The organism is Arthrobacter sp. KNU40, assembly GCF_051515115.1.
Taxonomy (GTDB): Bacteria; Actinomycetota; Actinomycetes; order Actinomycetales; family Micrococcaceae; genus Arthrobacter.
Window position 1 is genome coordinate 4,058,910 of sequence record NZ_CP195850.1, and the last position, 23,458, is coordinate 4,082,367.

The 23,458-nt window shown below is 63.8% G+C and carries 19 protein-coding genes and 1 pseudogene; 7 read left to right on the forward strand and 13 right to left on the reverse strand.

Features of this window, described 5'->3' with window-relative positions; genetic code table 11:
* Nucleotides 1–5: 5 nt before the first annotated feature.
* On the reverse strand, nt 6–1,124 hold the full coding sequence (locus ACSKT0_RS18895) for a winged helix DNA-binding domain-containing protein (RefSeq protein WP_437771081.1): 1,119 nt from the start codon (nt 1,122–1,124) through the stop codon (nt 6–8).
* 109 nt (nt 1,125–1,233) lie between these two features.
* On the opposite strand from ACSKT0_RS18895, the gene ACSKT0_RS18900 reads away from it, so the two are divergent.
* On the forward strand, nt 1,234–1,704 hold the full coding sequence (locus ACSKT0_RS18900) for a hypothetical protein (protein ID WP_437771082.1): 471 nt from the start codon (nt 1,234–1,236) through the stop codon (nt 1,702–1,704).
* Nucleotides 1,705–1,736: 32 nt separating this feature from the next.
* Here the strand turns inward: ACSKT0_RS18900 and ACSKT0_RS18905 are convergent, their stop codons facing one another.
* The 7 genes from ACSKT0_RS18905 to ACSKT0_RS18935 all read right to left on the reverse strand — a co-directional run bounded on the left by ACSKT0_RS18905 (nt 1,737) and on the right by ACSKT0_RS18935 (nt 8,018).
* Complete coding sequence (locus tag ACSKT0_RS18905) at nt 1,737–2,804, reverse strand: UDP-N-acetylmuramate dehydrogenase (RefSeq protein ID WP_437771083.1); 1,068 nt, start codon at nt 2,802–2,804, stop codon at nt 1,737–1,739.
* A gap of 63 nt (nt 2,805–2,867) precedes the next feature.
* Nucleotides 2,868–4,199 carry an MFS transporter gene (locus ACSKT0_RS18910; protein WP_437771084.1) on the reverse strand — a complete coding sequence of 444 codons (1,332 nt, stop codon included), beginning with the start codon at nt 4,197–4,199 and terminating at the stop codon, nt 2,868–2,870.
* Entirely contained in the window at nt 4,196–4,633 is a 438-nt protein-coding gene (locus tag ACSKT0_RS18915; RefSeq protein WP_437771085.1) for a MaoC family dehydratase, read from the reverse strand. The genes ACSKT0_RS18910 and ACSKT0_RS18915 overlap by 4 nt, the downstream gene beginning before the upstream one ends.
* Nucleotides 4,634–4,635: 2 nt before the next feature.
* Nucleotides 4,636–5,097 (reverse strand): FAS1-like dehydratase domain-containing protein, encoded by a 462-nt coding sequence (locus tag ACSKT0_RS18920; RefSeq protein WP_437771086.1) that lies wholly within the window; start codon nt 5,095–5,097, stop codon nt 4,636–4,638.
* 55 nt (nt 5,098–5,152) lie between these two features.
* Nucleotides 5,153–6,652 carry an FAD-dependent monooxygenase gene (locus tag ACSKT0_RS18925; RefSeq protein ID WP_437771087.1) on the reverse strand — a complete coding sequence of 500 codons (1,500 nt, stop codon included), beginning with the start codon at nt 6,650–6,652 and terminating at the stop codon, nt 5,153–5,155.
* A gap of 17 nt (nt 6,653–6,669) precedes the next feature.
* Nucleotides 6,670–6,894: a DUF3188 domain-containing protein gene (locus tag ACSKT0_RS18930; protein ID WP_236812333.1), complete on the reverse strand. Its 225-nt coding sequence runs from the start codon at nt 6,892–6,894 to the stop codon at nt 6,670–6,672.
* Nucleotides 6,895–7,154: 260 nt separating this feature from the next.
* Complete coding sequence (locus ACSKT0_RS18935) at nt 7,155–8,018, reverse strand: HpcH/HpaI aldolase/citrate lyase family protein (RefSeq protein WP_269996021.1); 864 nt, start codon at nt 8,016–8,018, stop codon at nt 7,155–7,157.
* A 413-nt stretch (nt 8,019–8,431) separates the two neighbouring features.
* Here ACSKT0_RS18935 and ACSKT0_RS18940 point away from each other — a divergent pair, with 413 nt between their 5' ends.
* The 4 genes and pseudogenes from ACSKT0_RS18940 (at nt 8,432) to ACSKT0_RS18955 (ending at nt 12,219) form a co-directional block, all read left to right on the forward strand.
* Nucleotides 8,432–9,490 carry an ABC transporter substrate-binding protein gene (locus ACSKT0_RS18940; RefSeq protein WP_437771088.1) on the forward strand — a complete coding sequence of 353 codons (1,059 nt, stop codon included), beginning with the start codon at nt 8,432–8,434 and terminating at the stop codon, nt 9,488–9,490.
* A 2-nt stretch (nt 9,491–9,492) separates the two neighbouring features.
* Nucleotides 9,493–10,336: pseudogene (locus ACSKT0_RS18945) on the forward strand (ABC transporter ATP-binding protein).
* Complete coding sequence (locus ACSKT0_RS18950; protein ID WP_437771089.1) at nt 10,336–11,244, forward strand: ABC transporter permease; 909 nt, start codon at nt 10,336–10,338, stop codon at nt 11,242–11,244. The pseudogene ACSKT0_RS18945 and the gene ACSKT0_RS18950 overlap by 1 nt, the downstream one beginning before the upstream one ends.
* Before the next feature lie 54 nt (nt 11,245–11,298).
* Nucleotides 11,299–12,219: a TauD/TfdA dioxygenase family protein gene (locus tag ACSKT0_RS18955; RefSeq protein WP_437771090.1), complete on the forward strand. Its 921-nt coding sequence runs from the start codon at nt 11,299–11,301 to the stop codon at nt 12,217–12,219.
* 107 nt (nt 12,220–12,326) lie between these two features.
* Here the strand turns inward: ACSKT0_RS18955 and ACSKT0_RS18960 are convergent, their stop codons facing one another.
* Entirely contained in the window at nt 12,327–13,292 is a 966-nt protein-coding gene (locus ACSKT0_RS18960) for an aldo/keto reductase (protein ID WP_437771091.1), read from the reverse strand.
* A 110-nt stretch (nt 13,293–13,402) separates the two neighbouring features.
* The gene (locus ACSKT0_RS18965; protein WP_437771092.1) at nt 13,403–15,106 is read right to left on the reverse strand and encodes a glycoside hydrolase family 13 protein; all 1,704 of its coding nucleotides are present in this window, start codon (nt 15,104–15,106) and stop codon (nt 13,403–13,405) included.
* Nucleotides 15,107–15,214: 108 nt separating this feature from the next.
* On the opposite strand from ACSKT0_RS18965, the gene ACSKT0_RS18970 reads away from it, so the two are divergent.
* Nucleotides 15,215–16,420 (forward strand): ROK family transcriptional regulator, encoded by a 1,206-nt coding sequence (locus ACSKT0_RS18970; protein WP_437771093.1) that lies wholly within the window; start codon nt 15,215–15,217, stop codon nt 16,418–16,420.
* 12 nt (nt 16,421–16,432) lie between these two features.
* Here ACSKT0_RS18970 and ACSKT0_RS18975 read toward each other — a convergent pair whose 3' ends face one another.
* The 3 genes from ACSKT0_RS18975 to ACSKT0_RS18985 all read right to left on the reverse strand — a co-directional run bounded on the left by ACSKT0_RS18975 (nt 16,433) and on the right by ACSKT0_RS18985 (nt 20,559).
* On the reverse strand, nt 16,433–18,004 hold the full coding sequence (locus ACSKT0_RS18975; protein WP_437771094.1) for a Na+/H+ antiporter: 1,572 nt from the start codon (nt 18,002–18,004) through the stop codon (nt 16,433–16,435).
* Between the two features lie 120 nt (nt 18,005–18,124).
* Nucleotides 18,125–18,781 carry an NAD(P)H-binding protein gene (locus ACSKT0_RS18980; protein WP_437771095.1) on the reverse strand — a complete coding sequence of 219 codons (657 nt, stop codon included), beginning with the start codon at nt 18,779–18,781 and terminating at the stop codon, nt 18,125–18,127.
* Between the two features lie 377 nt (nt 18,782–19,158).
* Complete coding sequence (locus tag ACSKT0_RS18985; RefSeq protein ID WP_437771096.1) at nt 19,159–20,559, reverse strand: polysaccharide deacetylase family protein; 1,401 nt, start codon at nt 20,557–20,559, stop codon at nt 19,159–19,161.
* 343 nt (nt 20,560–20,902) lie between these two features.
* On the opposite strand from ACSKT0_RS18985, the gene ACSKT0_RS18990 reads away from it, so the two are divergent.
* Nucleotides 20,903–21,508 carry a YdcF family protein gene (locus tag ACSKT0_RS18990; RefSeq protein WP_437771097.1) on the forward strand — a complete coding sequence of 202 codons (606 nt, stop codon included), beginning with the start codon at nt 20,903–20,905 and terminating at the stop codon, nt 21,506–21,508.
* Nucleotides 21,509–23,458 lie beyond the last annotated feature (1,950 nt).

Here is a 23,458-nt window from a genome sequence, read left to right on the forward strand (position 1 = left end):
CGCGGTCAACTCTCCATGAACCGCAGGTACTTCGCGGCCTGGAGTTCGAAGGAGCGTTTGGCCGCCGGAGCCAGGCCTTCAGCGGCGAACGGTTCGGGCACGACGACGGCGGTCCGGCCGGTGCCGCTGCGGGACCAGGTGCCCACCACTTCGCCGCCGGACACGATCATCCGCTTGAAGACCCCGTTGCCGCCCGGAACGACCTTCTGGAAATGCTCCGGGGGCAGGACAAGGCTGCGGTCCGTATACCCCAGCAGGAATTCATCGAATCCCGGCAAGGCGAGGACCGTCCGGGAGCCGGGGACGCCGTCGTCGAGCAGTGTTGCCGTCTCAGGCGACAGCCAATAGGACGTTCCGCGGAAGACGAGCTCAACGATTTGGCTGCGAATAGCCTCGAGGGCTGCCCGGACCTCGGCTTTGGGAATCTGGGTCCACCACGCGAAGTCCAAGAGCGTGGCCGGTCCGTGGCTGCGTATATACCTGAGCAGGAATTCGGCAATTCCCTCTTCACGGCCCAAGCCCTTGGATTCCTGAATCCACTCATCGAAGGCCACGAATAGTTGCTGTCCAAGCGCTTTGCCTGCCGTGCCGGCCGGAGGGCCTTGGACCAGCCACGCGTTCTGGCACAGAATCCAGAGCAAATGGATGCCGCGCTGGGCAGTGGTCACTTGGCCTGCGGATTCGAAGATCTTGAAAAGTTCCTCGCGCGTGGCGCCTGGGCTGCCGGCGACCCGTTCAAGGGCAAGGTCCCGGCACGTGGCGATGTCTGCGTCGTCGATCCCAAGCTCCCGATGCCGTGCGGCAACCGAACGCATGGACCGATCCGTGGTGATGGCCAGGATCCAGCGCAAGTCCTGCGGCGGAACCAAGTGAAGTGTGCCCCGCATGGGCCAGGACCGGACCACTGTGCCGTTCTCCAGCGCTTCCAGCACCTTCGAGAGGCCGGAACCGGGGACCCGCTGTCCCACCGCCCAGAAAGCCGAGGCAAGGTCCTGGGCCTGCATGGCGCCCATCCTGGAGACGCATTCCTCCGGGCTACTGAATCCGCCAAGCAATCCTTGGCTCGCAAGGCGCAGCCTGCCCATGACTTTGGGAGTGACGCTGATCTTCGTCGAAGCTGCCATGGCCCCATCATAGGACGCACGGAGGACAGCTTCGGTCCTCATTAGCCCGCTGAAGGAACTCCCATGCCGCTCACAGGGGCCTTCCAGCGGGCCCTCCTACGCTAGGGGAATGCTGTTCGGTGAGTTAGGTCCGCTGCTGCGGCCGCTCAGCCGGCGGTTAGCGGCCGCTGGTTGGTGCGCCGCCGCCGTCGGGCTTGTCTGCGGCTTGGCAATAGCTGTTGGTGCGGGGGTCCGGTTGTCCCCGTCGATGCAGGCTGTCCAAGAGGTGGGACTTGCCGCCACGGGCGCCGCGGCCCTCCTCCTGGGCCTTGCCGCCGCGTGCCAGCCCTCGTCCGAGCGGCACGTTGACGATTCCGAACCAGGGTTCCAGAAAGGCGCGAGCGATCAAGTGCGCAGTTTCCTGCTTGCCGCCATCGTTATGCTCCTGGGCGTCGCTGGCTTTGCGGCAGCCGGCTGGATTTCCCCCGGCGGTCCGTCGCCGCAGAGCATAGCGTTCAGCCAGATCTTCCTCTTGGGGGCAGCCAGTTGCGGGCTGACGTTCCTGCTCCTGAACAAGGTCCTCCCGAGCGGAAAGCGCTGAAGGGCTTTCCTCGCGGGTTCCTAAGCGGTTTTCTACAGGGCCAACCCGATCAATAGCGGCTCCGGATGCAGTTCAATGCCAAAACGCTCGACGACGCCGCGGCGCACCTCGCGCGCGATCGCCACCATGTCCTCCGCGCTGGCTCCTCCCCGGTTGGTGATGGCCAGGGTGTGTTTGGTGGACAGCGAGGCGCGGCCGCCGGAGATGCTTGCGGGTTCGAGTCCGAAGCCCTTTCCGAAGCCGGCCTGGTCGATCAGCCAGGCTGCCGACAGCTTGACGAGGCCATCGTTTCCGGCCGGGTACTGCGGCGCTCCCTCGGGCAGTGACGCGGCCGCTGCTGCCGGGACAATCGGGTTGGTGAAGAAGGAGCCCGTGGAATAGGTGTCCCTGTCCGAAGCGTCGAGGACCATGCCCTTGGAGGCACGCAGCCGCAGGACTTCGCGCCGGACGTCGTTGGAATACGCGCGTTTCCCGGCCTCGACCCCGAGTGACCGGGCCAGCTCTGCGTACCGGATGGGCGCGCTCATCCGTCCGAGCGGCAGTTGGAATTCAACTGTCAGCACCACGTATCGCGGTGAGCCCTCGGTGGTGGTCTGTTTGAGGATGGAGTCCCGGTAGCCGAACTTGAGCTCGGAGTTGGTGAAGGTTTGCACGGCGTTGCGTTCGCGGTCCCAGGTACGGACCGCGGCGATGGTCTGGGAGACATCGGCACCGTAGGCGCCCACATTCTGCACTGGAGTGGCGCCTGTGGCTCCTGGGATGCCGGAGAGGGCTTCCAGCCCGGACCACGCGTGCAGCACCGAGTGCTCCACGAAGGCATCCCAGTTGTGCCCGGCCTGGACCACCACGGAAACGCCTCCGCAGCTATCCTCCGAATTGACGGTGAAGCCTTGCGAAGCGATCTTGAGCACGGTGCCCGCGTATCCGGCGTCGGAGATCAGCAAGTTGGATCCCCCGCCGATGATGAGCAGTTTGTCGCCCGCAGCATCCGCCGAGCGGACGGCGTCGATGATTTCCGCTTCGTTGCGGGCCTCCACGAAGGTGCCGGCGGGGCCACCGACAGCGGCCGTGGTCAGTTCGGAAAGCATCGTCTGGGTCACCAAACAAGCCTAGCGGGGATTGCAGCCCCTAGCCGACTCAGGGGATTGCAGGCCCTAGCCGACTCAGGGGTGCGCCGGCTCAGGGGCACGCTTCCGCGAGACCGGCGCCAAGAAGAAGCTCGCGACGAGCAGGACCAGGACGGCGAGCAAGGAATGCAGGATGCCGAAGTGCTCCGCCAGCAGTCCCAAAAGCGGCGGACCGCAAAGGAAAGCCCCATAGCCGATCGTGGAGACGACTGAAACCCGGGCCGCCGCATGGGCTGGATCGTCCGCGGCGGCGGACATGCCCACCGGGAACCCCAAAGAGGCGCCAAGACCCCAGATGGCCAGGGCCGCGAAGGCGAGCCACGGCACGGGGGCGAAGACAAAGAGCGCCAGCCCCACCACAGCCGTGGCCGAGCACCAACGCATGACGGGCACCCGGCCGAAACGGTCCAGGACCACCGTCCCGGCAAAACGGCCCACAGTCATGAAGGTCACGAAGATTCCGTAGCCGATGGCTCCGGCAGCATCGGATTGACCGTGGCCATCGGCCAACGCCAAGGCCACCCAGTCCCCCGCCGCGCCCTCAGCCAGGGCGAGCCCCAGGACGAGCAATCCAAGCAGGAGGGTCCGGCGTTCGCGCCACGCCCGCGCCACCATGCGCTTGCTGTCCAAGGGTTCGGCCGGTCCCTGCTGAGCGGGCTCGCCCGGCTGGATGACCGGCAAGGGGCCGGTTGAAGGATCTTCGAAGGTGTCCGGCCTTTCGGGCTTGAAAGCCTTGGCAGCCCCTCGCGCTATGGAATGGCGGGTGATATCCGCACGGAACCAGGCAGTGGTTGTCACCACCGAGGCCGCGACCACCAGGCCGGCCGCGGCCAGATGCCAGAAGACCGGCAGTCCCGCGGCAGCGGCCCAAGCGCCGAGCCCTGCGCCCGCAACGGTGCCGAGGCTGAAGGATCCGTGGAGACGCGGCATGATGTGCCGTTCGAGGGCGCGTTCCAGTGACGCTCCCTCGACATTCGATGCCGTGTTCCAGCTGGCCGTGCCGAGGCCGATGACCATGAGTCCAAGCGCCACGACCACCGGGCTGGCCAGCACGGACGTGCCAAAACCGGCAACCGCGAGGCCGAGGCCCACCATGGCGCCGCCGATCCGCGTGGTCAGTCGTGATCCGAGCCGGATCACGATCACCCCGGACGCCGACACGGAGAGGAACGATGCCACGGTCATGCACATCAGCAGGAGCCCTACCGTGCCGGGCGTCAGGTTCAGGCCATCGCGGATCGCGGGCAAGCGGGAGACCCACGAAGAGAAGGCCAGGCCGCTGGCGCCGTACGCGGCCACCACAGCATTACGCCACCGCGACAATTCCGCCGCGGTGGCGCGAGGTGCTGATTGTTGCAACCGGCTCAAGCGAGCTTCACAACGGCCTGGGACTTCATGAGGACCTTCTGGCCGGCAAAGGTGACAGTCAGGTCGATGCGCGCGGTGCGGGCTTCGGCGTCGAGCGCTCCCACCACTCCGGCAACCTCAATCACGGCGCCGGGCTCGCTGGTACCGGTCGTGTCGGTGACCAGCACCGGTTTGGTGAAGCGCGTCTGGTAGTCGATGACGGCGGCGGGGTCGCCGGCCCAGTCGCTCACCAATTGGACGGCGGAGCCCATGGTGAACATGCCATGGGCGATGACTCCGGGAAGTTCGACGCCGGTGGCGAAGGATTCGTTCCAGTGGATCGGGTTGAAGTCGCCGGACGCGCCGGCGTACTTGACCAGGTCCTGGCGCGTGACCTCGATGCTGCGGGTGCCGATTTCCTGCCCGACGGTGAGTTCTTCAAGTTTCAAGCTCATGGTTACTGTCCCTCTCCGCGGACCAGGATGGACGAGGTGGTGGTGGCGACCCTTTCGCGCTGGTTGTCCTCGCGGACAGCGAAGATTTCCGAACGAGTGGTGATCATTGCCCCGCCGCCCATGGCGCGGACGCCGTCGACGTGCAGTTCGGCCCGCAACTGATCCCCGGCAACGATCGGGCGGTGGTGCGTGAAGCGCTGCTCGGCGTGAACCACGCGGCTGAAGTCAATCCCGGAATCGGGGTCCTCGATCAGCTGGGCATCGGCCCGCTGCGCGACGATGATGGCGAAGGTCGGCGGGGCGACGAGGTCGCTGTGGCCAAGGGCTTTGGCGGCTTCGACGTCGAAGTGGGCGGGATGGGTGGCCTTCACGGCCCGGGCGAACTCCCGGATCTTCTCGCGGCCGACGTCGTACACCTCTGCGGCAGGGTAGCTGCGGCCCTGCAAGTCCGGGTTAATAGTCATGGTCCAACCCTATCGGCCCGGGACGTGTCTCCGGATGAGCATCGACGCCGTACCACTACTCCGCGGCACGCGGTCCGAACCATGCGGTCAGCGCGTCGGCAAGGCCCTCCTGGGTTCGGTCTCCCACCCAGACCACGTATCCGTCGGGCCGAATCAACACGGCGGCCGGAGGAGTGACGGCCCCGAGTGCCGGAAGCTCCCAGGCACCAAGGTAGGCGGCGTCGACCAACTGGACGCGGTCCGCCCACGGCGTGATGTCGATGCCGCCGGGCGATCCAAGGTTGAGGAGGACCGGCCGGGCATCGTGCAGCAAGCTGAAGACGCGCAACGGGCCGTTAGCCGTGACCAGGTCGAGATCGGGTATGCGGCGTCCAAGCAGCGGGTGCCCCTCGCCGACGTCGTAATGTACATCGAGGCCGGACTGCATCGCCGCGAAGCGCTTGCGGGGTTCCTCCATGCCTAGGAGCTCGGCTATGACCTCGCCCACGGCTTTTGTGCGTTCGTCCGGGCGGCGAAGCGCGACACTCGCCATCGTATTTCGCAGCACGCGGGCGGCCACCGGGTGGCGCTCCGCGTGGTAGCTATCGAGGAGGCTCTCCGGCGATGTCCGCTTGACCACCTGGGCCAGCTTCCATCCAAGGTTCACGGCATCCTGCACACCCATGTTGAGGCCCTGTCCGCCGTCGGGGGCATGCACGTGTGCGGCGTCGCCGGCGAGCAGGACCCGTTTGTCGCGGTAGCTCGCGGCTTGCCGGGTCATATCGGTGAACCTGGAGATCCAGATGGGACTGTGGATCCCGTAATCCGTCCCGCATACGGCGATGAGCGCCTCGCTCAGGTCATGCAGGGTGGGTTCGCTCGCGGGGCCTACGTGCTCTTCGGTCACCATGACCCCCACCGGCCCGCCATCCGCGTAGACCACCTTGCCGTCGAGAATCTTGTAATCCAGCTTGCCGAAGGAGTGGATGCCGAAAGCATTGGGGTGGACGCCCAATGGCGGCTTCTCGGTCATCTCGACCTGGGCGATCAGGGCGCTGGTGGTCGGATCCCACCCGGGGAACTCGATTCCGGCTGCTTTACGGACCAGGCTGCGTCCGCCGTCGCACCCGACCAGGTATTCAGCCCGCAACGGCCCGCCGTCGGACAGCTCGACGTCGACGCCGGTCTCGTCCTGCGCGAAACCGGTTACCTCTCGTCCGTAGTAGATCGGCACCGCGAGCTCGGCAACCCAGCCGGCCAGGATGCGCTCGATGTGGTTCTGCCACAGCCCAAGCCCGTAGTTGTGCCGGGTGGGAAAGTCGCTGATGTCAAAACGGACGCCGCCGAACCCCGCGACCTGGGCCACCTGCCCCTCGGACAGGAACCGATCAGCGATTCCGCGCTGATCGAGGACCTCAATGGTACGTGAGTGCAAACCGCCCGCACGTGAACCGGCGAGATCCTGGTTTGGACGCCGCTCGACAATGGCGACATCGACGCCGGCCAACGCCATCTCGCCGGCTAGCATCAGCCCTGTAGGGCCTCCTCCGGCGATCACCACCGCATGCTTGGCCATCGCCATGCTCCGCCAGGCTACTTCTTCAAGCCTTTGCGGACCTGCTGGCCGCGGACCACCATGCCCACGACATGCAGGACCAGGCCGAGCCCGATCACGAACAAGGACGTCAGTGCAAGGCTTTGGTTATGGGAGGTGTTGCCGATGATCGTAAGGATGATCCCGACGGCGATAAGCCCCATCGCGCTGAAAACCAGCGTCTTGTAGGCGGTAGAGGCCGTGGCCCAGAATTCGTTCAGCACCCCCCAAGTTTAGGGCACTTGCCAGAGCAGCGGGTCCTGGGGACCTGGAAACCCGACGAACGCTCGCTCACATATCAACGGTTGTGGGCGAACCCTCGCTCACATATCAACGGTTGTGGGCGAACCCTCGCTCACATATCAACCGTTGTGGGCGAACGCTCGCGCAGGTCATCTGCAGGAGGGTTTCAGGAATTGCCGCCATAAGTGAGCGAGCGTCGTGAAAAAGCCGGACATAAGTGAGCGAGCGTCGGTGGGTGCCCTTAGAGCGAGGGCTGGACTCCGAAGGCCACCGCGAGCTTCATGATCTTTTCGGCGCGGCCCAGGCGCGGCAGGTCGGAACCGTCGCGGATGACCCTGCCGTTGGCTTCGAAGTCGTTCATGAAGTCGGTGGCCCAGGCGACGTCGGACGGCGTCGGGCTGATGACCTCGTTGATGACCGTGGTCTGGTCGATGGCCAGGCAGAGCTTGCCGGTCATGCCCATGGTCACCGTGATGCCGGTCTGCTCGCGCAGGATCGGGTGGTTGGTGCCGACGGTGGGGCCGTCGATCGGTCCCGGCAGGTTGCCAACGCGGCTCGCGACGACGAGCTTGGCACGCGGGTAGGCCATTGCTTCAGGCGTGGCGGCCATGCCGGTGTCCCGGCGGAAGTCGCCCGAACCGAAGGCCAGGCGGAAGGCGCCCTGGGCGCGGGCGATGTGGTTGGCTTCCTCGATGCCGAGGGCCGATTCCACGAGGGCGACCACAGGCGTCTTGCCGTCCATGCGGTGGAAGGACTCGGTGACCTGGTCCGCTGACTCGGTCTTGGCCAGCATGACGCCCAACAGGCCGGGCGTGCCGCGGAGTCCGGCGAGGTCATCGGCCCAGAACGGGCTCGTGGCGTCGTTGATGCGGACCCAGGCCTGGCCGCCGGCGGTCAGCCAGTTGATGACGTTGTCGCGGGCGATGTCCTTTTGGGACGGGTCCACGGCGTCTTCGATGTCAAGGATGATGGCGTCCGCGCGCGATGAGGCCGACTGGTCGAAAAGCTCCGTCTTCATGGCGTTCACGAGGAGCCAGGAGCGTGCAATGTCTGCGGGAATTCTGCGGGTTGACCGAATGGACTCGGCGGCGGTGCTTGAGGTCATGTATCTACCGTATCCGGCCAGCCGCCAGGAACGCTAAGAATCTGGCACCGGTGTGAGCATCAATACGAACAAAACGATTGTGACAGGCCGCCCCCACCCCAACTGGCTCGCAGTTGTTGTCGTTATGCGCCGTCAAAACGACAACAACTGCGAGTCAGTTGGGTTTGGCGCGCTGTGGGGAGCCCGCAGCTCAACGCGGCTCAACCCCGCGACGCGAAGCGAATTGTGTCCTTGCATTGCCCGGAGTTGCGCGGGCATGTCGCCGGATTTCGCCCGGTTTCCCGGCGTTTCCGGGCGTTACTGGCGGGCTTCCACTGAGCAGTGGACATGCGCTTACATCGTTCCCACCGGCAGTTCGGTCTGCTCCAGACCACGCCCGGACCACGAATTCCACCGCCCAGAAAGTAGCTCCCATGAAACTGCACCAGACCCTGCTAAGCGTCGCGGCCGCCGTCGTACTTGCGCTGACGGTGACCGGCTGCGGCGGCAATGCTCAAGCGGGAGACCAATCGGCCGGCCAGACAGCCGGTCAACCGGAAATCAGAGTACTCCGCTACCAAGGCTCGGCCAACAACGTCGGGCTCCCGGAACTGGCTGCTGACCTCGGTTACCTGGGCGACATCAAGCTCAATTGGGTGGGCAACACCATCAGCGGCCCCCAGGACATCCAATCGGCTGCCACCAACCAGACCGACTTCGGCGGAGCGTTCGCCGGGGCCGTCGTGAAGCTGATTGAGGCAGGGGCTCCGGTGACCGCCGTCGTGAACTACTACGGCGAAGACGCCAAGACCTTCAACGGCTTCTACGTCAAGGCGGACAGCCCCATCAAAACCGCCAGGGACCTCATCGGCAAGAAGATCGCAGTCAACACCCTCGGCGCGCATTCCGAAGCCGTCATCAACGCCTACCTCAGCAAGAACGGGCTCAGCCAGGACGAAATCAAGCAAGTACAACTGGTAGTAGTCGCGCCCAACGACACTGAAGAAGCCGTGCGCCGCGGCCAAGTGGACGTCGGAAGCCTGGGCGGGGTCTTGCAAGACCATGCCGTTGCCGCCGGTGGACTGCGCTCGCTCTTCAACGACTATGAACTCTTCGGCACCTTCGCCAGCGGACAGTACGTGCTCCGCAACGACTTCATCGAGAAGAACCCCAACACGGCCCGGACCTTTGCAACGGGCGTGGCCAAGGCCATCAAATGGGAGACCGAGACGCCGCGCGACCAAGTGATCGCGCGCTTCAAGAAGATCATCGACGCCCGCGGACGCAATGAGAGCACCGCGAACCTGCAGTACTGGAAGAGCCCCGGAGTACCCGACAACGGTGTGATCAGGGATGGGGATTTCAGCCGCTGGTCTGCATGGCTGAAGAGCTCGGGGATTGTCAAGAACGATCTCGCACCGTCGAAGTACTACACCAACAAATTCAACGATCTCGCAACAAGCACCACAACCCCAAGTACCGCGAAGGGATAGTGATGACCGCCAAAATCAGCCTCCGCAATGTCACCAAGCAATTCGCCGTCCGCCCCGGCAAGGGCTCCAAGACCTCCCCGCCCGGCAACGGCATCAAGATCGGCGTGAAAGAGCCCACTACGCTCACCGCCCTCGACTCTTTGAGCCTCGACGTGCGCGACGGCGAGTTCCTCACCTTGGTGGGGCCCAGCGGTTCCGGCAAGGCCACCTTGCTGGACCTCCTGGCTGGCCTGTCCACGCCCACCTCCGGCGAGGTATTGGTGGACGTCGATCGGGCTTGAAGGCAAGGGCACGGACGGGCGCAAGCTCAATCGCCGCGAACGTGCCACCAAGGCAAGCGAATACCTCAAACTGGTTGGCCTGGCCGGCTTCGAGGACCGTTTCCCGCATGAGCTGTCCGGTGGCATGAAGCAGCGGGTGGCCATTGCCCGGAGCCTCGCCTATGAGCCTGATGTGCTCCTCATGGACGAACCCTTCGCCGCTCTGGACGCCCAGACGCGTGAACAACTCCAAGACGAACTCCTGCGGATCTGGCGGGCCACGGGCAAGACGATCGTGTTCATCACCCACGGCATCGACGAGGCCGTGTACCTGGGGCAGCGCGTCGCCGTCCTCAGCGCACGGCCTGGACGGCTCAAGGAAATCGTGGACGTGGACATCCCGGACCGCGACGGCGAGGACGACATCCGCTCGCACCCCGCCTTCGTCGAACAACGGCACAAGGTCTGGACCTTGTTGCACGACGAAGTCCGCTTGGCCCAGCACGCCGGCCATCGCAAGATCCTGCCGGACGGCACGGCCCCGGATGAAGTCCCGGGAACAACTCTCGAAAGGAGCGCAGCCTGATGACCACAACACTCGCGCAACAGCCCGCGGCGAGCGCCGCACCCAAGCAACCTCCCGCCGTCGGGCACTCCGGTCCTGCTGAGGCGGGGCGTCGGCGCACGACGGCGATACCCGACTTTGTGCGGACCGCCGCCGCCCGCGCCGGTTCCGGCCTGTGGAAGTCCGCAGGGATCATCGCATTCCTCGCGCTGTGGGAACTCGGGCCGACATATCTGGCCAGCCCCTCGACCCGGGTATTCCCGCCGCCCTTGCACGTGGTCCTGGCAGCATGGGGGAAGCTGTTCGAATCCGGCACCATCCAGGCGCATTTGGCCGCGAGCCTCACCCGTTCGTTCTCGGGATTCGGCGCAGCCCTCGTGGCTGGCGTTACCCTCGGTTTGCTGATCGCCTGGTACGGACGGCTCAATTCGGTGCTGAACCCGCTCCTGGAACTGTTCCGGAACACAGCCGCGCTTGCCCTGCTGCCTGTGTTCACGCTGCTGCTGGGGATCGGCGAGGAGTCCAAGATCAGCATCGTGGCCTACGCGGCGTTCTTTCCGGTCCTCTTGAACACGATCGCCGGGGTGAAGACGGTGGACCCGCTGCTCATCCGGGCGGCGAAATCGCTCGGCCTCTCAAGCCTTTCACCTTTCCGCAAAGTGATCCTGCCTTCCGCGGTGCCCACTATTTTCACGGGAATCCGCATGGCCGGCACGGCGTCGATCCTGGTGTTGATCGCCGCGGAAATGGTGGGGGCGAAGGCCGGGCTCGGTTACCTGATTGTGAATGCCCAGAGCAGTTTCCTCATCCCGGACATGTACGCCGGAATCCTCACGGTGTCCCTTTTGGGCTTGGCCGTGAATTTCCTCCTTGTGGCCCTGGAGCGGCATTTCTCCCGCTGGCGGACCGCCGTCGGGTCCGGGTCCTGACCGTCAATCCACCCATTTAGTCGCAACCAAGTCACAACAGAAAAGGAACAAATAATGTCCATCATTACCGAAACCAAACTCGAATTTGCCAAGCTCGGATCCCGCATCGGCGCCGAAATCCGCGGCTTCGACCTGAGCGGCGATCTCGCCCCGGAAACCGTGGCGCAAATCCGGGCCGCGCTCAACGAACACAAGGCCCTCGTTTTCCGGGAAGCCAACATTCTCAGCGATGAGGCTCAGGTGAAATTCGCCAGCCATTTCGGCCCGCTCACCACCGCACATCCGACCGTGGCCTCCGTGGAGGGCGAAGAGAATGTACTGCCAGTGGACAGCGAGAACGGTTCCGCGAACAACTGGCACACTGACGTCACGTTCGTGGTCAACCCGCCGCAGGCTTCGACCCTGCGTAGTATCGACCTTCCGACGTATGGAGGCGAAACCCTGATTGCCTCTTCGGCGGGAGCGTACGCGGACCTGCCGGACGAGCTCCGGAAATTCGCGGACACGCTCTGGGCGATCCACTCCAACGACTACGACTACTCGGTGCCGAAAAACCTGGAACATGAGAACGCCGATGAGCGCCGCAAGGAGTTCACCCGCATCAAATTCGAAACCGCCCACCCCGTGGTGCGTGTCCATCCCCTGACCGGCGAGCGCGGATTGTTCATTGGGGGCTTCGCGCAGCGCCTTCGGATCGTCGGGCTTTCGAATACGGAGTCGAAGGACATCATCCGCTTGTTGCAGGCCTACGTCACCAGACCGGAGAACGTGGTGCGCGTGAACTGGGAACCGAACCAGTTGGTGCTCTTCGACAACCGCATCACCCAGCACTACGCCCCAGACAACTACGACGGCCAGCCGCGCAAGCTCAACCGCGTGACGATTGCCGGCGACATCCCGGTGGGCGTGGACGGCAATCCGAGCCAGTCGATCCAGGGTGACTCGTCAACGTATTCTGTCGTCGCGCCGCTGTAGTAGCACGCATGTGTCGCTGTAGCTGTCGTAACCCAACTGACTCGCATTTATTGTCGTTTTCAGGGCTCATAACGACATCTAACGCGAGTCAGTTGGGCTTAACGGGCTTAGGGGAGCTTGCTGCCCCGCGCGGCCACCCACAGGCCGTACCACTCGGTCCGCGTCATGGCTGCGGCGACGGCGGCAGCGTCCGCGCAGGCAGCGATCCGCGCCGGGTTGGAACTGCCGAGCACCGGGGAAATGCGTGCCGGATGCTTCATGAGCCACCCCAACAACACGGCCTCGGGAGTGACACCCTTTGCTTCCGCAAGCTCGGCGACAAGAGCGGCAGTCGCAGCGTCCGCGGCAGTCGGGGCATCCGGCGTCGAGCCCGTGTACCGGCCCTGGGCGAGGGAACCGTAGGCCTGCAACTCAATCCCCTGGCCGACGCAGTATTCCAAGGTGCCGTGCGGGAAACTGTAGCCGAGGGCGTCGTCGTGGTTGACCAGGACCGTGCTCTCAAGCCAGGCTCGCCGGTTCAGGCTCATTTCCAGCTGGTTGGCCACGATCGGCACCTCCAGCTGGTCCTGCAGGAAGGCGATCTGCGCGCCGGACATGTTGGACACGCCCAATTGCCGCACTTTGCCTTCCGCTATGAGCTGCCCGACGGCGGAGGCCACCTCTGCGGGTTCCATCAAGGGGTCGGGGCGGTGAAGCAGAAGCACGTCGACGTAGTCGGTCCGCAACCGTTCCAGGCTTCCATTGACCCGTTCCAGGATCGCGTCCTTGCTGAGGTCGTAATGTCCGTCGACGCCGGGTTGGCCGAGCCGGATTCCGCACTTGGTCTGGAGCTGGATCTTCTCCCGCAACCCTGGCGTCCTGGCCAGGACCTCGCCGAAAACTGCCTCGGACTTGCCGCTGCGGTAGATGTCGGCGTGGTCGAACAGGGTGATCCCGATGCCCATGGCGGCTTCGATCGCGGCCGCGGCCTGATCAACGTCGGCAGCCCCGTATTCGCTGCCCTCCCAAGGACCTCCGAGACCCATGCAGCCATAGATGAGCCGGCCCGCGGCTGTTTCACTCTTTGCAGTCATTTTCCAACTCTTTCACACCCAACTAGCCCGCAGTTGTTGTCGTTTACAGCCTTCAAAACGACATTAACTGCGGGCCAGTTGGGTAAGGGGTGAGGGTTAGCGCCCAGAGGTTAGACGATCCAGGCCGTGGTGTTTGCCGGGAGCTTGCCGCCGTCGAGCGGTGCGCTGCTCACGACGACGGTGCCTTCCGGAAGTGCCACGGGTTCGGTGCCGAAGTTGGTCACCGACTGCCAGCCGTTGGGCCGCGCGAAGTGCAGCACGGACTCATTGCCCGAGGGGATCCATTCAAGGTCCTCGGCCGCCCGCAGTTCCGAACGCAGTTCAAGTGCCTTGCGGTACAGCTCAAGGGTGGAGCCGGGAACGTTCTCCTGCGCGTCCACCGCGTAGCCGGCAAACCATTCAGGCTGCGGCAAGTGGGCATGTCCATCGCCGAAGCCGAACGACGAACCTTTGCCGGTCCACGGCAGCGGGACACGGCAGCCGTCGCGGCCGACGTCGACTCCCGGGTTGCGGAAGAACGCCGGGTCCTGGCGCTGGCCGGCCACGATGTCGCCGACTTCCTGCAGCCCAAGTTCCTCGCCCTGGTACAGGTACGCGGAACCCGGCAGGGCGAACATCAGCAGCGACGCGGCGCGGGCCCGGCGCAAGCCAAGCTCGGCGTCGACGTCGGCGGCCGAACCGCCGTCGAGCAGCCATTGCTTGCCGTCCTGGCCCAAGCCGTCACGGCCGCCACCCGCAGGCAAACCGTAGCGCGTGGCGTGCCGGACGACGTCGTGGTTGGAGAAGACCCAGGTCGAGGAAGCACCGGATGCCGCGGCCTCACCGAGGTTCTTCGTGATGATCGTGCGGAACTGTTCGGCGTCAAAATCGGCCTGGAGGAGATCGAAGTTGAAAGCCTGACCCAGTCCTTCGGGGCTGGCGTAGCGGGCGCGGCGGTCTGCATGGACCCACGCTTCCGCGACGGCCGTGCGGGGAGGGTTGTACTCGTTGAAGACCTTGCGCCACTCGGCGTAGATTTCGTGTACCTCGTCGCGGTCCCAGAACGGGTGCTCGCCCAAGGCGTTTTCGCCTTCCTTGGGCAGTTCGTTCTTGGAGGGCAGAACCTCCGGCAGGTCCTTCGTGAGGGCGTGGGCGACGTCGATGCGGAAGCCGTCCACGCCACGGTCGGACCAGAAGCGCAGGGTCTTCAAGAAGTCCTCGCGGACCTCGGGGTTGTCCCAGTTGAAGTCCGGCTGCTCCTTGGTGAAGATGTGCATGTACCACTGTCCGGGGGTGCCATCCGGTTCGGTGATGCGCTCCCAGGCCGGGCCGCCGAAGATCGAGTCCCAGTCGGCCGGGGGCAGTTCGCCGTTTTCGCCCAGGCCGTCGCGGAAGATGTAGCGTTCACGGGCTGCCGAGCCCTTCGGGGACGCCAGCGCCTCCTTGAACCATTCGTGCCGGTCCGAGGAGTGGTTCGGGACGATGTCCGCGATCAACTTGATGCCCGCGGCGTGCAGGGCGGCCGCCATCTCATCGAAGTCGGCCAGGGTGCCCAGCTTGGGGTCCACGTTGCGGTAGTCGTCGACGTCGTAGCCGCCGTCGGCAAGGGCCGAGGGGTAGAACGGGCTCAACCAGACGGCGTCAATGCCAAGGGACTTCAGGTACGGAACCTTGGCGGTAATGCCCTTGATGTCGCCCAGGCCGTCGCCGTTCGCATCGGAGAAGCTGCGCGGGTAGATCTGGTAGACAGCCGCTTGGCGCCACCAGTTCGGATCGGCCATGCGCTCGGAGCGCTCGGAGTCGAAGTGGGTTGCCATGGTGACGGTGGAGGACAAAGGAAATCCTGTTCTGTGTCGACGCTTCGATGGATAGGACTTTTATTTAGAATCTAAATTTAGTACCTCAAGTATTATGTGACGTATACCTACAGGAGGTCAACAGCCATGGCTGAAATCGCGACTGCCACTCCGCAGATGCTCCGGCGGTTCAACGCGGCCACCGTGCTCGGAGTCATCCGTTCTTCCAACGCCGTGACCGTTTCTGAACTGATGGACGCCACCGGCCTGACCCGTGCCACTGCCCTTTCCGTGTGCGAAGACCTTATGGCCCGGGGCTGGATCCGCGAGCTGGAAAACCAGCGCGATTTCGGCGCCTACCAGAAGGGTCGCCCCGCGCGGCGCTTCGAACTCGACGAAACTGCTGGCTGCGTCCTGGGTATCGACGTCGGCGTCCTCAAGACCACAGTGGTAGTGGCCGATCTGCGCGGCAGGACCGTCGGACGGGCCAGTGGGCCATTCCGCGCCAGGGAGATCGAAGCGGAGGAACGGATCCGGGTCATCAGCGAAACCGCGCTGCTCGCCCTCGAGTCCGCCGGAGTGGCACCGGACAAGGTCCTTGCCGTGACGGTCGGGCTAGCCGCCCCGGTGGGCCGCGACGGAAATATCCTCGTCAGCCAGCCGTTCTGGAGCCTGTTCGACGTCGGCCTGAAGAAGGCCCTGCACGAGCTGCACGGATGGGCGGTAATGCTGGAGAACGATGCCAACTTGGCCGCATTGGGCGAATGTTGGCGCGGCGCCGGCAGCGGCGTCCAGGACCTGGCCGTGCTCCTGGCCGGTGAGCGTTTCGGTGCGGGCCTGGTGGAATCCGGCAGGCTGCTTCACGGTACTGCCGGGGGCGCGGGTGAAATGGCCTATTTGGACATGGTGGAGGGTGTCGGATCGGCGGACGGCCTCGCTGCACTCGCCAGGCTGTGGGCGGCGGAAGCCGTGGCGGGAAAGTCGAAAACGACGCTGCGGACGGCAGCCCCGCCGGATCGCGAGGTGACCGCCCAACACGTCTTCGCCGCAGCTGCCCAGGGTGACAAAGTTGCGCTGGACATCCTGGACCGGCTCTCGGACCGGCTGGCCCGCGTAGTCTCCACAGTAGCCATTTTGCTCAACCCGGAGCTCGTGGTGATCGGCGGCGCGGTGGCAGATTCGGCGTCGGTCCTCCTAGAGCCGGCCGCCCGGAAGCTGGCTAGCTACACCGCCACTCCCCCACGGCTGGCAGCGTCCCCCTTGGGCGACGCGATCGTGGGCATCGGCGCGGTGCGCCACGCACTGGACCACGTGGAGAAGAACTCTTTGGATCTGGTGTTGCGGCGCGCGTAGGGCCTTCGGCGGCTAATCCGGCATCGCCATAGTGCGGAGGTCCAGCTGGCGCAGCACCCGGTCCGCAACCTCGGGATCCATCCCGGGCTCACTCCGCGCCGCGACCACTTCCTGGCGCGCGGCGTCGAGGGCGATGGTCTGGACCGCGATCGCCAGTTCCCTGCCGCGTTGGCGCTTCTCAGCGTCCGACTCATTCTTCAATGTCCCGTCGAGCAGCTCGGCATGCAGGCGGGTCATTTTTTCCTTGACGAGGGCCACCTTGTCCGCCGGCAGCTCCTTCATCAGATCGTGTTCCTTGAGCGCAGAGATGGCAGCAGTCTGGGCGCGTTTGGCCAAGAGCCGCGCGGCATCCTTTTCGTGTGAACCGTCTTCGGACGCCTTGAGCACGCGCATGAGCCACGGAAGGGTCAGCCCCGGCAGCACCAGGGTGGCCAGCAGTACGGCGCAGGCGATGACCAGGATCTCGTGCCGGGCAGGGAAGTCACTGCCGTCCGCAATAGTCAGCGGAAGGGCCAAGGCGAGCGCGAGCGTCGCCAGCCCCCGCATGCCGCACCAGGTCAGGATCAGGACCTCCTTGGGGGAAGCGGGCTGCAGCAGGTTCTTCCGCTTGCGGGCCGAGATTGCCAAAAGCCCGAGCCAGGCGAAACGGACAACGAACACGAGCACGCAGACCGCCACGGCCGGGCCAATCATGCCGTAAATCGCTGCGCCCTCGTCCCGGATCACATGCCGGATCTCCAAACCCACAAGGCCGAATGCCAGGCCCGTGGCAAGGAGTTCCACCACATCCCAGAAGGCGGTGCGGGTGACACGCTCGGCTGCGTCCTGCGACCGCGCGTGCCGCTGTGTCTCGAGGGCCGTGACGACGACGGCGATCACCCCCGAGGCGTGCAGCTCTTCAGCCAGGATGTATGCAGCGAAGGGAATCACCAGGGTCACGGCACTTCGGGCCACCATGGAGGTGACCAGCTTGGTGATCAGCCTCGTCAACCAGCCCATCGCAATGCCGACAATGACGGCAACGGCGGCACCGATGACGAATTGGAGCACGACGCCGACCCCCAGCTTGGTGCCTGAAACCGTCGCCGCCACCGCAGCCTGGAAGATCACGATCGCGGCGGCGTCGTTGAACAGACCTTCGCTCTGCAGCACGGTGATGAGCCTGCGCGGCATGTGGACGCGGCCGGCAACGGATTCAACCGCGACGGGGTCCGGCGGAGCCACCATGGCGCCCAGTGCGATCGCCGCAGGAATGCCGATCCCTGGAATCATGAGCCACGAGGCTCCGGCAATAACCGCCGTCGAAACGACCACGAGTGCCACCGCCATGAGCAGAAGCGTCCGCCAACGGACCCGGAAGACCGCCCAGGAACTTTTCTGGGCGGTCGCGAAGAGCAGCGGAGGGAGGAAGATCGGGAGGATCAGTTCAGGCGCAAGCTCAAAGTCCGGGAAGCCCGGAATGAAGGTCATCGCCGCAGCCAGCAACAGCATCAGCACCGGGTACGGGAGCCGCAAGCGGTCCCCCAAGCCAACGGCAACGACCGTTGCAAGCAGCAATCCAACAATGAGTGCCAACTGGTCCATGTTCCCGATTTCCCCAGACGTCGTAGTGGCAGCGTCCCGGGCATTGCCTCGGGACCAGCCCTACAAACATATCCCGGCGACGTGCGGTCCCGGCCCGGCTCCGGGCCCGGCAGCGTGTGGCTAGGACGCGGTGAGGGCCTCCACCACAGGCACCGAGCCGTCCCTGAACTCGATGGTGCGGCGGACAGTCTCGGGCAGTTCCAGGACGGCGGCAGCCACCAGGGCAACATTGGCCCGCGAAGTTTCGGTCCCGGTGCTCGGATCGGCGGGGCTTACCTCAATGAGCGCAGACCCAGGATTGCTGGTCAGTGCGCCCGGGCCAAGGATCGTCCAGTCGAGGCCAGTCGCACGCAGGTACTCGTCCGCCGCAGCCTTGGCATCCGCGTAGGCGAAGAAGCTGTTGTCCTCGGGAACCCCATGGCCGGGTCCTGCGCCGAAGTAGGACACCATCACATAGCGGGCCACGCCCGTTTGCGCCGCTGCATCCATCGAGCGGATGGCGGCGTCCCTGTCCACTGCATACGTACGTTGCGGATTGCCCCCGCCTGCCCCGGCGGACCACACCACCGCGTCGTGGCCGTCAAGTGCAGAGGCGATCTCCGCCGTCGTCGAATTCTCGACGTCGAGTACTACCGGGGCGGCACCCGTCACTTCGACGTCGGGCGCGTGTTCCGGATTGCGGATGAAGGAAGTGACCGAGTGACCTTCGTTGCTCAGGATGCGGGACAGTTGCAAGGCCACCTTGCCGTGGCCGCCGATGATTGCGATTCGACTCATGGACCCATTCTGTCCCAGTGGTCAAGAGCGCGGTCAAGCGCGTGGTCAAGCCCTCCCGGACACGGTGGATAAATTCACGAAAAACGGTCTCCGCGCATTTGCAGAGCACATTGCCGAATTCGTCAATTCTCCGGATAAATATGACGGGTACGGATCGCTCAGCGATGGACCAGTCAGCCAGCTGAGCGAGGGAGCAGCGGCAATGCGCGGGCTCTCGCGGCCAGAGAAGCTTATGCGCGTCCACCGAAGAGAAATAATGTAGACGGCGCACTCGTCTGGAATGAATTTCCTATCTCTCGACCCAAATCACCAGCAGCAAGAAAGTAGAATCTCTTTTACCAATCCAATTGATGCATCGTATTTAAGATGTGCGGAAATTATGGGGTTGGAGATGGCGTGTTGTAACCAGTGTCGTACATTTCGTAGTCGTCGGTGGTGATGGTGCCGTTGGTTTGGATGTTCAGTCCCCAGCTGATGCCGGAGGCGCCGGCTGGCAGGGCAGGAGTGGTCCAAGTCAACTGGGTCCAATCGGTGGAAGCGGTGAACAGAGGGCTCGCGGTCCAGTACTGCCAGTATCCGGTGCCGGTGCGGTAGTAGAGCTCGAACTGGGTGGGGGCAGTCGAGGTATACCAGGCCTTGAGCTGGTAAGCGTGGCCGACGGTCCCTGTCGGGGAGCATCCCCCCAGGTCCAGGGCCGGCAGGAGTTTCGCATCACCGTCTACGTAGTTAGTGATGGTGAGCTGTTCGGCATTGGTGCCGCTGTGGCCCGGGTTGATGACGGTGAACGCGGGCGTGTTCGTGCCGTAGCCGCCCGCGGCCCAGCACTGCGGGATGCCGTTTGAAAGGTTCTCCAAGCCTGGGTTCTGGATCATGTTGGCCCCGGGGACCGGTGCGGGTACGTCGGGTCCGGACAGGACGGGTTGAACTGCTCCGCCTATGACCTGGTCCACGGTCTGGACATCGATGGTGCCGCCGGCCTTCTGGTCGGCCAACCACTGGGCAAACTGGCTAAACAGGTCGGGGCTGATCGTCAGGGTGGGGTCGGTGTCGGTTGCGATGTGGTGGAAGGTCAGCTGCACCCAGCCGCCGCCGTTGGCTTGAGCGTTGGTGATGGTGTTTTGCAGGTCCTGCAGGGTCCAGGTGCTGTCCACTTCGGAGGGGGCCGCGGTGTCGTAAGGATTTGCCGGGGGAATGCTTTCGCCTGTGGGGAATCCGGCTGAGGCCGGGTCCTTGCTCTGCAGGTCACCGAGCCCGCGGGCGCTGTTGAATCCACAGTCCTGCACGATGGCCTGGGTGTTGGGATCCTGGGATGCGAATGGATAGGCGAAGCTGGTGATTTTGAAGCCCATGTTCGTCAGGGCTACCCGGCCGTTGCAGATCTGCCTTGTCGCTTCGTCGGCAGGGAGGTTGACCAGGTCGGGGTGACTGACTGTGTGGCCGCCGATCTCGTTGCCGTCGGCTGCTATCTGTTCCAGGTTGGCTTGGGTGAGGTAGCCCGGCTGGTCGACCCATCCAGACGCGGTGTAAAAGGTGCCGGTGAGTCCTAGGGATTTCATCGTCTGTTCAGCGGGGAGCTGGTCCGCGTTATTGTCGTCGAACGTCAGCGACACAATGGTGGCGGCCGCGGCATGCGCGGGTGTCGCTGCAACGATGCCGCAGAGCATGCCCACGGCCAGCAGCATGACGCTGCCCGCCGCGGTCGTGCGGAACCGGAGGGGTGCTGAGATCGTGGGGCGCGTCGCGGGGCTGGCCGTGCGCAGTGGGTTTGTGGTCTTCATCGCTTGGTATCCATTCGGCAGTCGGGGCACGACTTTGCTTCACCGATACCAGCAGGACCGCCGGGCGGCCCTGCTGGTATGGGGAGACCGTTCGGCAAGTCAACGTCAGGCACGGTTCACAAGGACTGCTGCGACAGTGTCTCACCTCCCGGGTCGGATGGGGCGAGCGTCGCGGGACCGTAGTGGTTGGCTAGACGAAAGCAACCGTACGGTGCCGGGCTGAGCCCGGCTAGAGTGTGCGCTACTTGTTTCAATAGCGCCAGAGGGATGGAGCAGACATGGCAGATACAATCCATTTGTGCGGGCAAAGGTGCCTTTCCATCCCCAAGCGACAGAGGACGGCATGACCAGCACCATGATCCCGGAGAAAAGAACAGCGCCACGCCGGAAACGACGCAAGCACATCATCAGCATCATCGTCTTGTGCGTCTCCCCCGTCCTCCTATGGGCAACCGCGGGCCTGTTTCTATACGTAGAGCCCCCAGCTGATGCCCCGAAACACGCTGACGTGCTCTTCGTACTCGGGCCCGCTGATGACCGCGTGGACTACGCTGAGAAGCTTATGGACCAAGGCTATGCGCACACGCTCGTAATATCGGTTCCACAAGGCGTGGCCGGCTACCCTCGCCTTACTCTCTGTGACGAACAGCGCCCTTATCGGATCATTTGCTTCAAACCGGACCCCGGAACCACCCAAGGCGAAGCGAGAGAGCTGCGCACTCTCGCTCAAGAAAACGGGTGGAAGAGCGCCAACGTGCTCACCGCCCAATACCACGTCACGCGAGCACGGGTCATCGTGCAACGCTGTTTCCAAGGGGAACTCAACATGGTTTCATATCAGAAGGATCTACCGTTGCTATCGACCAAAAAATCCACGCCATCATGGGCGTACATGTACGCATACCAGACCGCAGCATTCGTCAAGGTGGCACTCAATCAAGAATGCTGATGAGTTACGCCACGGGATAAATCGGTGTCAGTAGATCTGCAGGTAGTCGCAATCATCCTTGCACTCAGTCGAACAGAATTCTGACTTCGCTCTGCGGGGTACGGGCTCCCCGCAGTAGCGGCAAGTTTTCTCGCGCTTGAATAGCCACAACAACTTCGTGAGCATATCGGGCCTCTCATCGGTGGGCAATTAGTTACCCCAGACCATGAGAAGCGCGCCATGCGGAATCACAGTAAACGTAGCTCGCCCGTCCCCGAGATCGACGCCGTCTTTACGAAATCTTTACGCGTCAATTCTGACACTTAGCTGAATGCAACCTGATGTTTTACGCCATGTCGCTACTCGGCGAATCCGATACCCGGCGAGAATATCGTGTGGCCGATCCAATTTTTGATTTTGCGGACACCATCCCTTATGTAGTCACCTGCGGTCTTGGCCGGGAAGCCCGCGACTTGGCGGGCCGCGCACCCGCGCTCCCGCACGTTCAGCCGTCGTTATCTCAGGACGGCGGGGGGTCGTAGTAATCCATCGACTATGGCGCCGGTACGAACACATGCTTCCACGCCCAGGCTCTGGATCTACCGGGGCCACACAGGCATGGGAGCAAGCGAAAGCGAAGCTTCCAGAAGCTGGTTTCCTCTGCGGCCTAAAATCGCCACCGTGGGCATACAAAATTTCTCTTTCGTTAGTCGGGGTGGACCGCCTAACGCGTCGTTCAATACCGGACCATTGGTTATCCCTGTATCTGGCAAAGTTCTCGCGCTGAAGCCTTGAGAACTAGTAGAGACCAGACCACTCGCAACAACAGTCGCTCTCTGCCATAATGTTTCCCACAGCGTCCACACCAAGGCGGAAACGCCGGATCGCCCATGACCGAGCCCCAACAGCCGACAGCCTGAGATTGGTGGAGAACGTGGACGGACAACAATGGATCTGGGTCATAGCCGTGATAGTTGGCGCAGCACTTGTAGCTGTTGTCTTCGTCTCGGGACGGCGCGGACCGGCGCGAAATGATCGCAAGTCGGTTGGCCAACGTCGCAAGCGGAAGCCCGGAACCACCCGGGCCGCGCCACCTAAGGTGGAGGTCAGGCGGCCGGCTGGATGAATTCGGGTCCGTTGTTCCGCACGTGGTTGCTTTTGTCGCTCACCACGCGCGGGACTCATTGAGGTTCCGGCATCGATTTAAGCAGCGCACCGACGTCAACCTCAAAGGTTGCCTTCACGTGAAAGGGACTTCACTCCGACGGTCTGAGCGGTTCAGGTCCGGATGTGGGCTAACGCCGACAAAAGTGCGGGCGTGGGTCACCTACGGCCTTGATCTCGCCAACGGCGTGGAACAATGCACCCGATACGAGATATGCAGTTATTGCATTCCTTGACAACAAATGAGCGACACGTGCCGCGCTGACAACTGCACTCTCACCAGGCCGAAGCTCGACGCGTCGGCGCTCCGCGCCGACAGAATAGCCGGGGTATCGGAAACCCTCGTCATGGACGCTGGGTCGGCTAACGACCGAGGGCACGAGGCACTGGCCCGGCACGCCGCCCTGACGCGGTCAACATTCCATACGGCCGGGCATCTGGTGAGATCGGCGCGCTGTTGCCCCATGAGTGACGCCAAGAGATGAATCCGCGTCAGTAGACCTGCATGTGTTCCCAGTCATCCCTGCACTCGGCTGAACAGAAATCGGACTTCATCTCGGCGGCAACTAGCCCTTCGCAGAACTGACAGGTGTTCCCGCGCCCAAATAGCCAATGCAACTTCATGAACATGTAGGGACCTTTATCGTTTGGCTTGGGCGAATCGCACCCATGCCATGAAACGGCATGGTGAGTCCCACTGAACGTACATTGCCTGTTTCCCAAATCGACCCGATCTTTACGAATTCTTTACGCCTGTATGCCGATATTTGGCTGAAAGCAACCTGATGTTTCACGTCGGGTCGCCAC

Excerpts from the sequence above, each read along its gene's own strand:
- ACSKT0_RS18940 (WP_437771088.1), top strand. The coding sequence starts at position 8,432 with ATGAAACTGCACCAGACCCTGCTAAGCGTCGCGGCCGCCGTCGTACTT.
- ACSKT0_RS18960 (WP_437771091.1), bottom strand. The coding sequence starts at position 13,292 with ATGACTGCAAAGAGTGAAACAGCCGCGGGCCGGCTCATCTATGGCTGC.
- ACSKT0_RS18990 (WP_437771097.1), top strand. The coding sequence starts at position 20,903 with ATGACCAGCACCATGATCCCGGAGAAAAGAACAGCGCCACGCCGGAAA.
- ACSKT0_RS18925 (WP_437771087.1), bottom strand. The coding sequence starts at position 6,652 with ATGGCCAAGCATGCGGTGGTGATCGCCGGAGGAGGCCCTACAGGGCTG.
- ACSKT0_RS18980 (WP_437771095.1), bottom strand. The coding sequence starts at position 18,781 with ATGAGTCGAATCGCAATCATCGGCGGCCACGGCAAGGTGGCCTTGCAA.
- ACSKT0_RS18955 (WP_437771090.1), top strand. The coding sequence starts at position 11,299 with ATGTCCATCATTACCGAAACCAAACTCGAATTTGCCAAGCTCGGATCC.
- ACSKT0_RS18970 (WP_437771093.1), top strand. The coding sequence starts at position 15,215 with ATGGCTGAAATCGCGACTGCCACTCCGCAGATGCTCCGGCGGTTCAAC.
- ACSKT0_RS18895 (WP_437771081.1), bottom strand. The coding sequence starts at position 1,124 with ATGGCAGCTTCGACGAAGATCAGCGTCACTCCCAAAGTCATGGGCAGG.
- ACSKT0_RS18935 (WP_269996021.1), bottom strand. The coding sequence starts at position 8,018 with ATGACCTCAAGCACCGCCGCCGAGTCCATTCGGTCAACCCGCAGAATT.
- ACSKT0_RS18920 (WP_437771086.1), bottom strand. The coding sequence starts at position 5,097 with ATGACTATTAACCCGGACTTGCAGGGCCGCAGCTACCCTGCCGCAGAG.
- ACSKT0_RS18900 (WP_437771082.1), top strand. The coding sequence starts at position 1,234 with ATGCTGTTCGGTGAGTTAGGTCCGCTGCTGCGGCCGCTCAGCCGGCGG.
- ACSKT0_RS18985 (WP_437771096.1), bottom strand. The coding sequence starts at position 20,559 with ATGAAGACCACAAACCCACTGCGCACGGCCAGCCCCGCGACGCGCCCC.
- ACSKT0_RS18915 (WP_437771085.1), bottom strand. The coding sequence starts at position 4,633 with ATGAGCTTGAAACTTGAAGAACTCACCGTCGGGCAGGAAATCGGCACC.
- ACSKT0_RS18975 (WP_437771094.1), bottom strand. The coding sequence starts at position 18,004 with ATGGACCAGTTGGCACTCATTGTTGGATTGCTGCTTGCAACGGTCGTT.
- ACSKT0_RS18950 (WP_437771089.1), top strand. The coding sequence starts at position 10,336 with ATGACCACAACACTCGCGCAACAGCCCGCGGCGAGCGCCGCACCCAAG.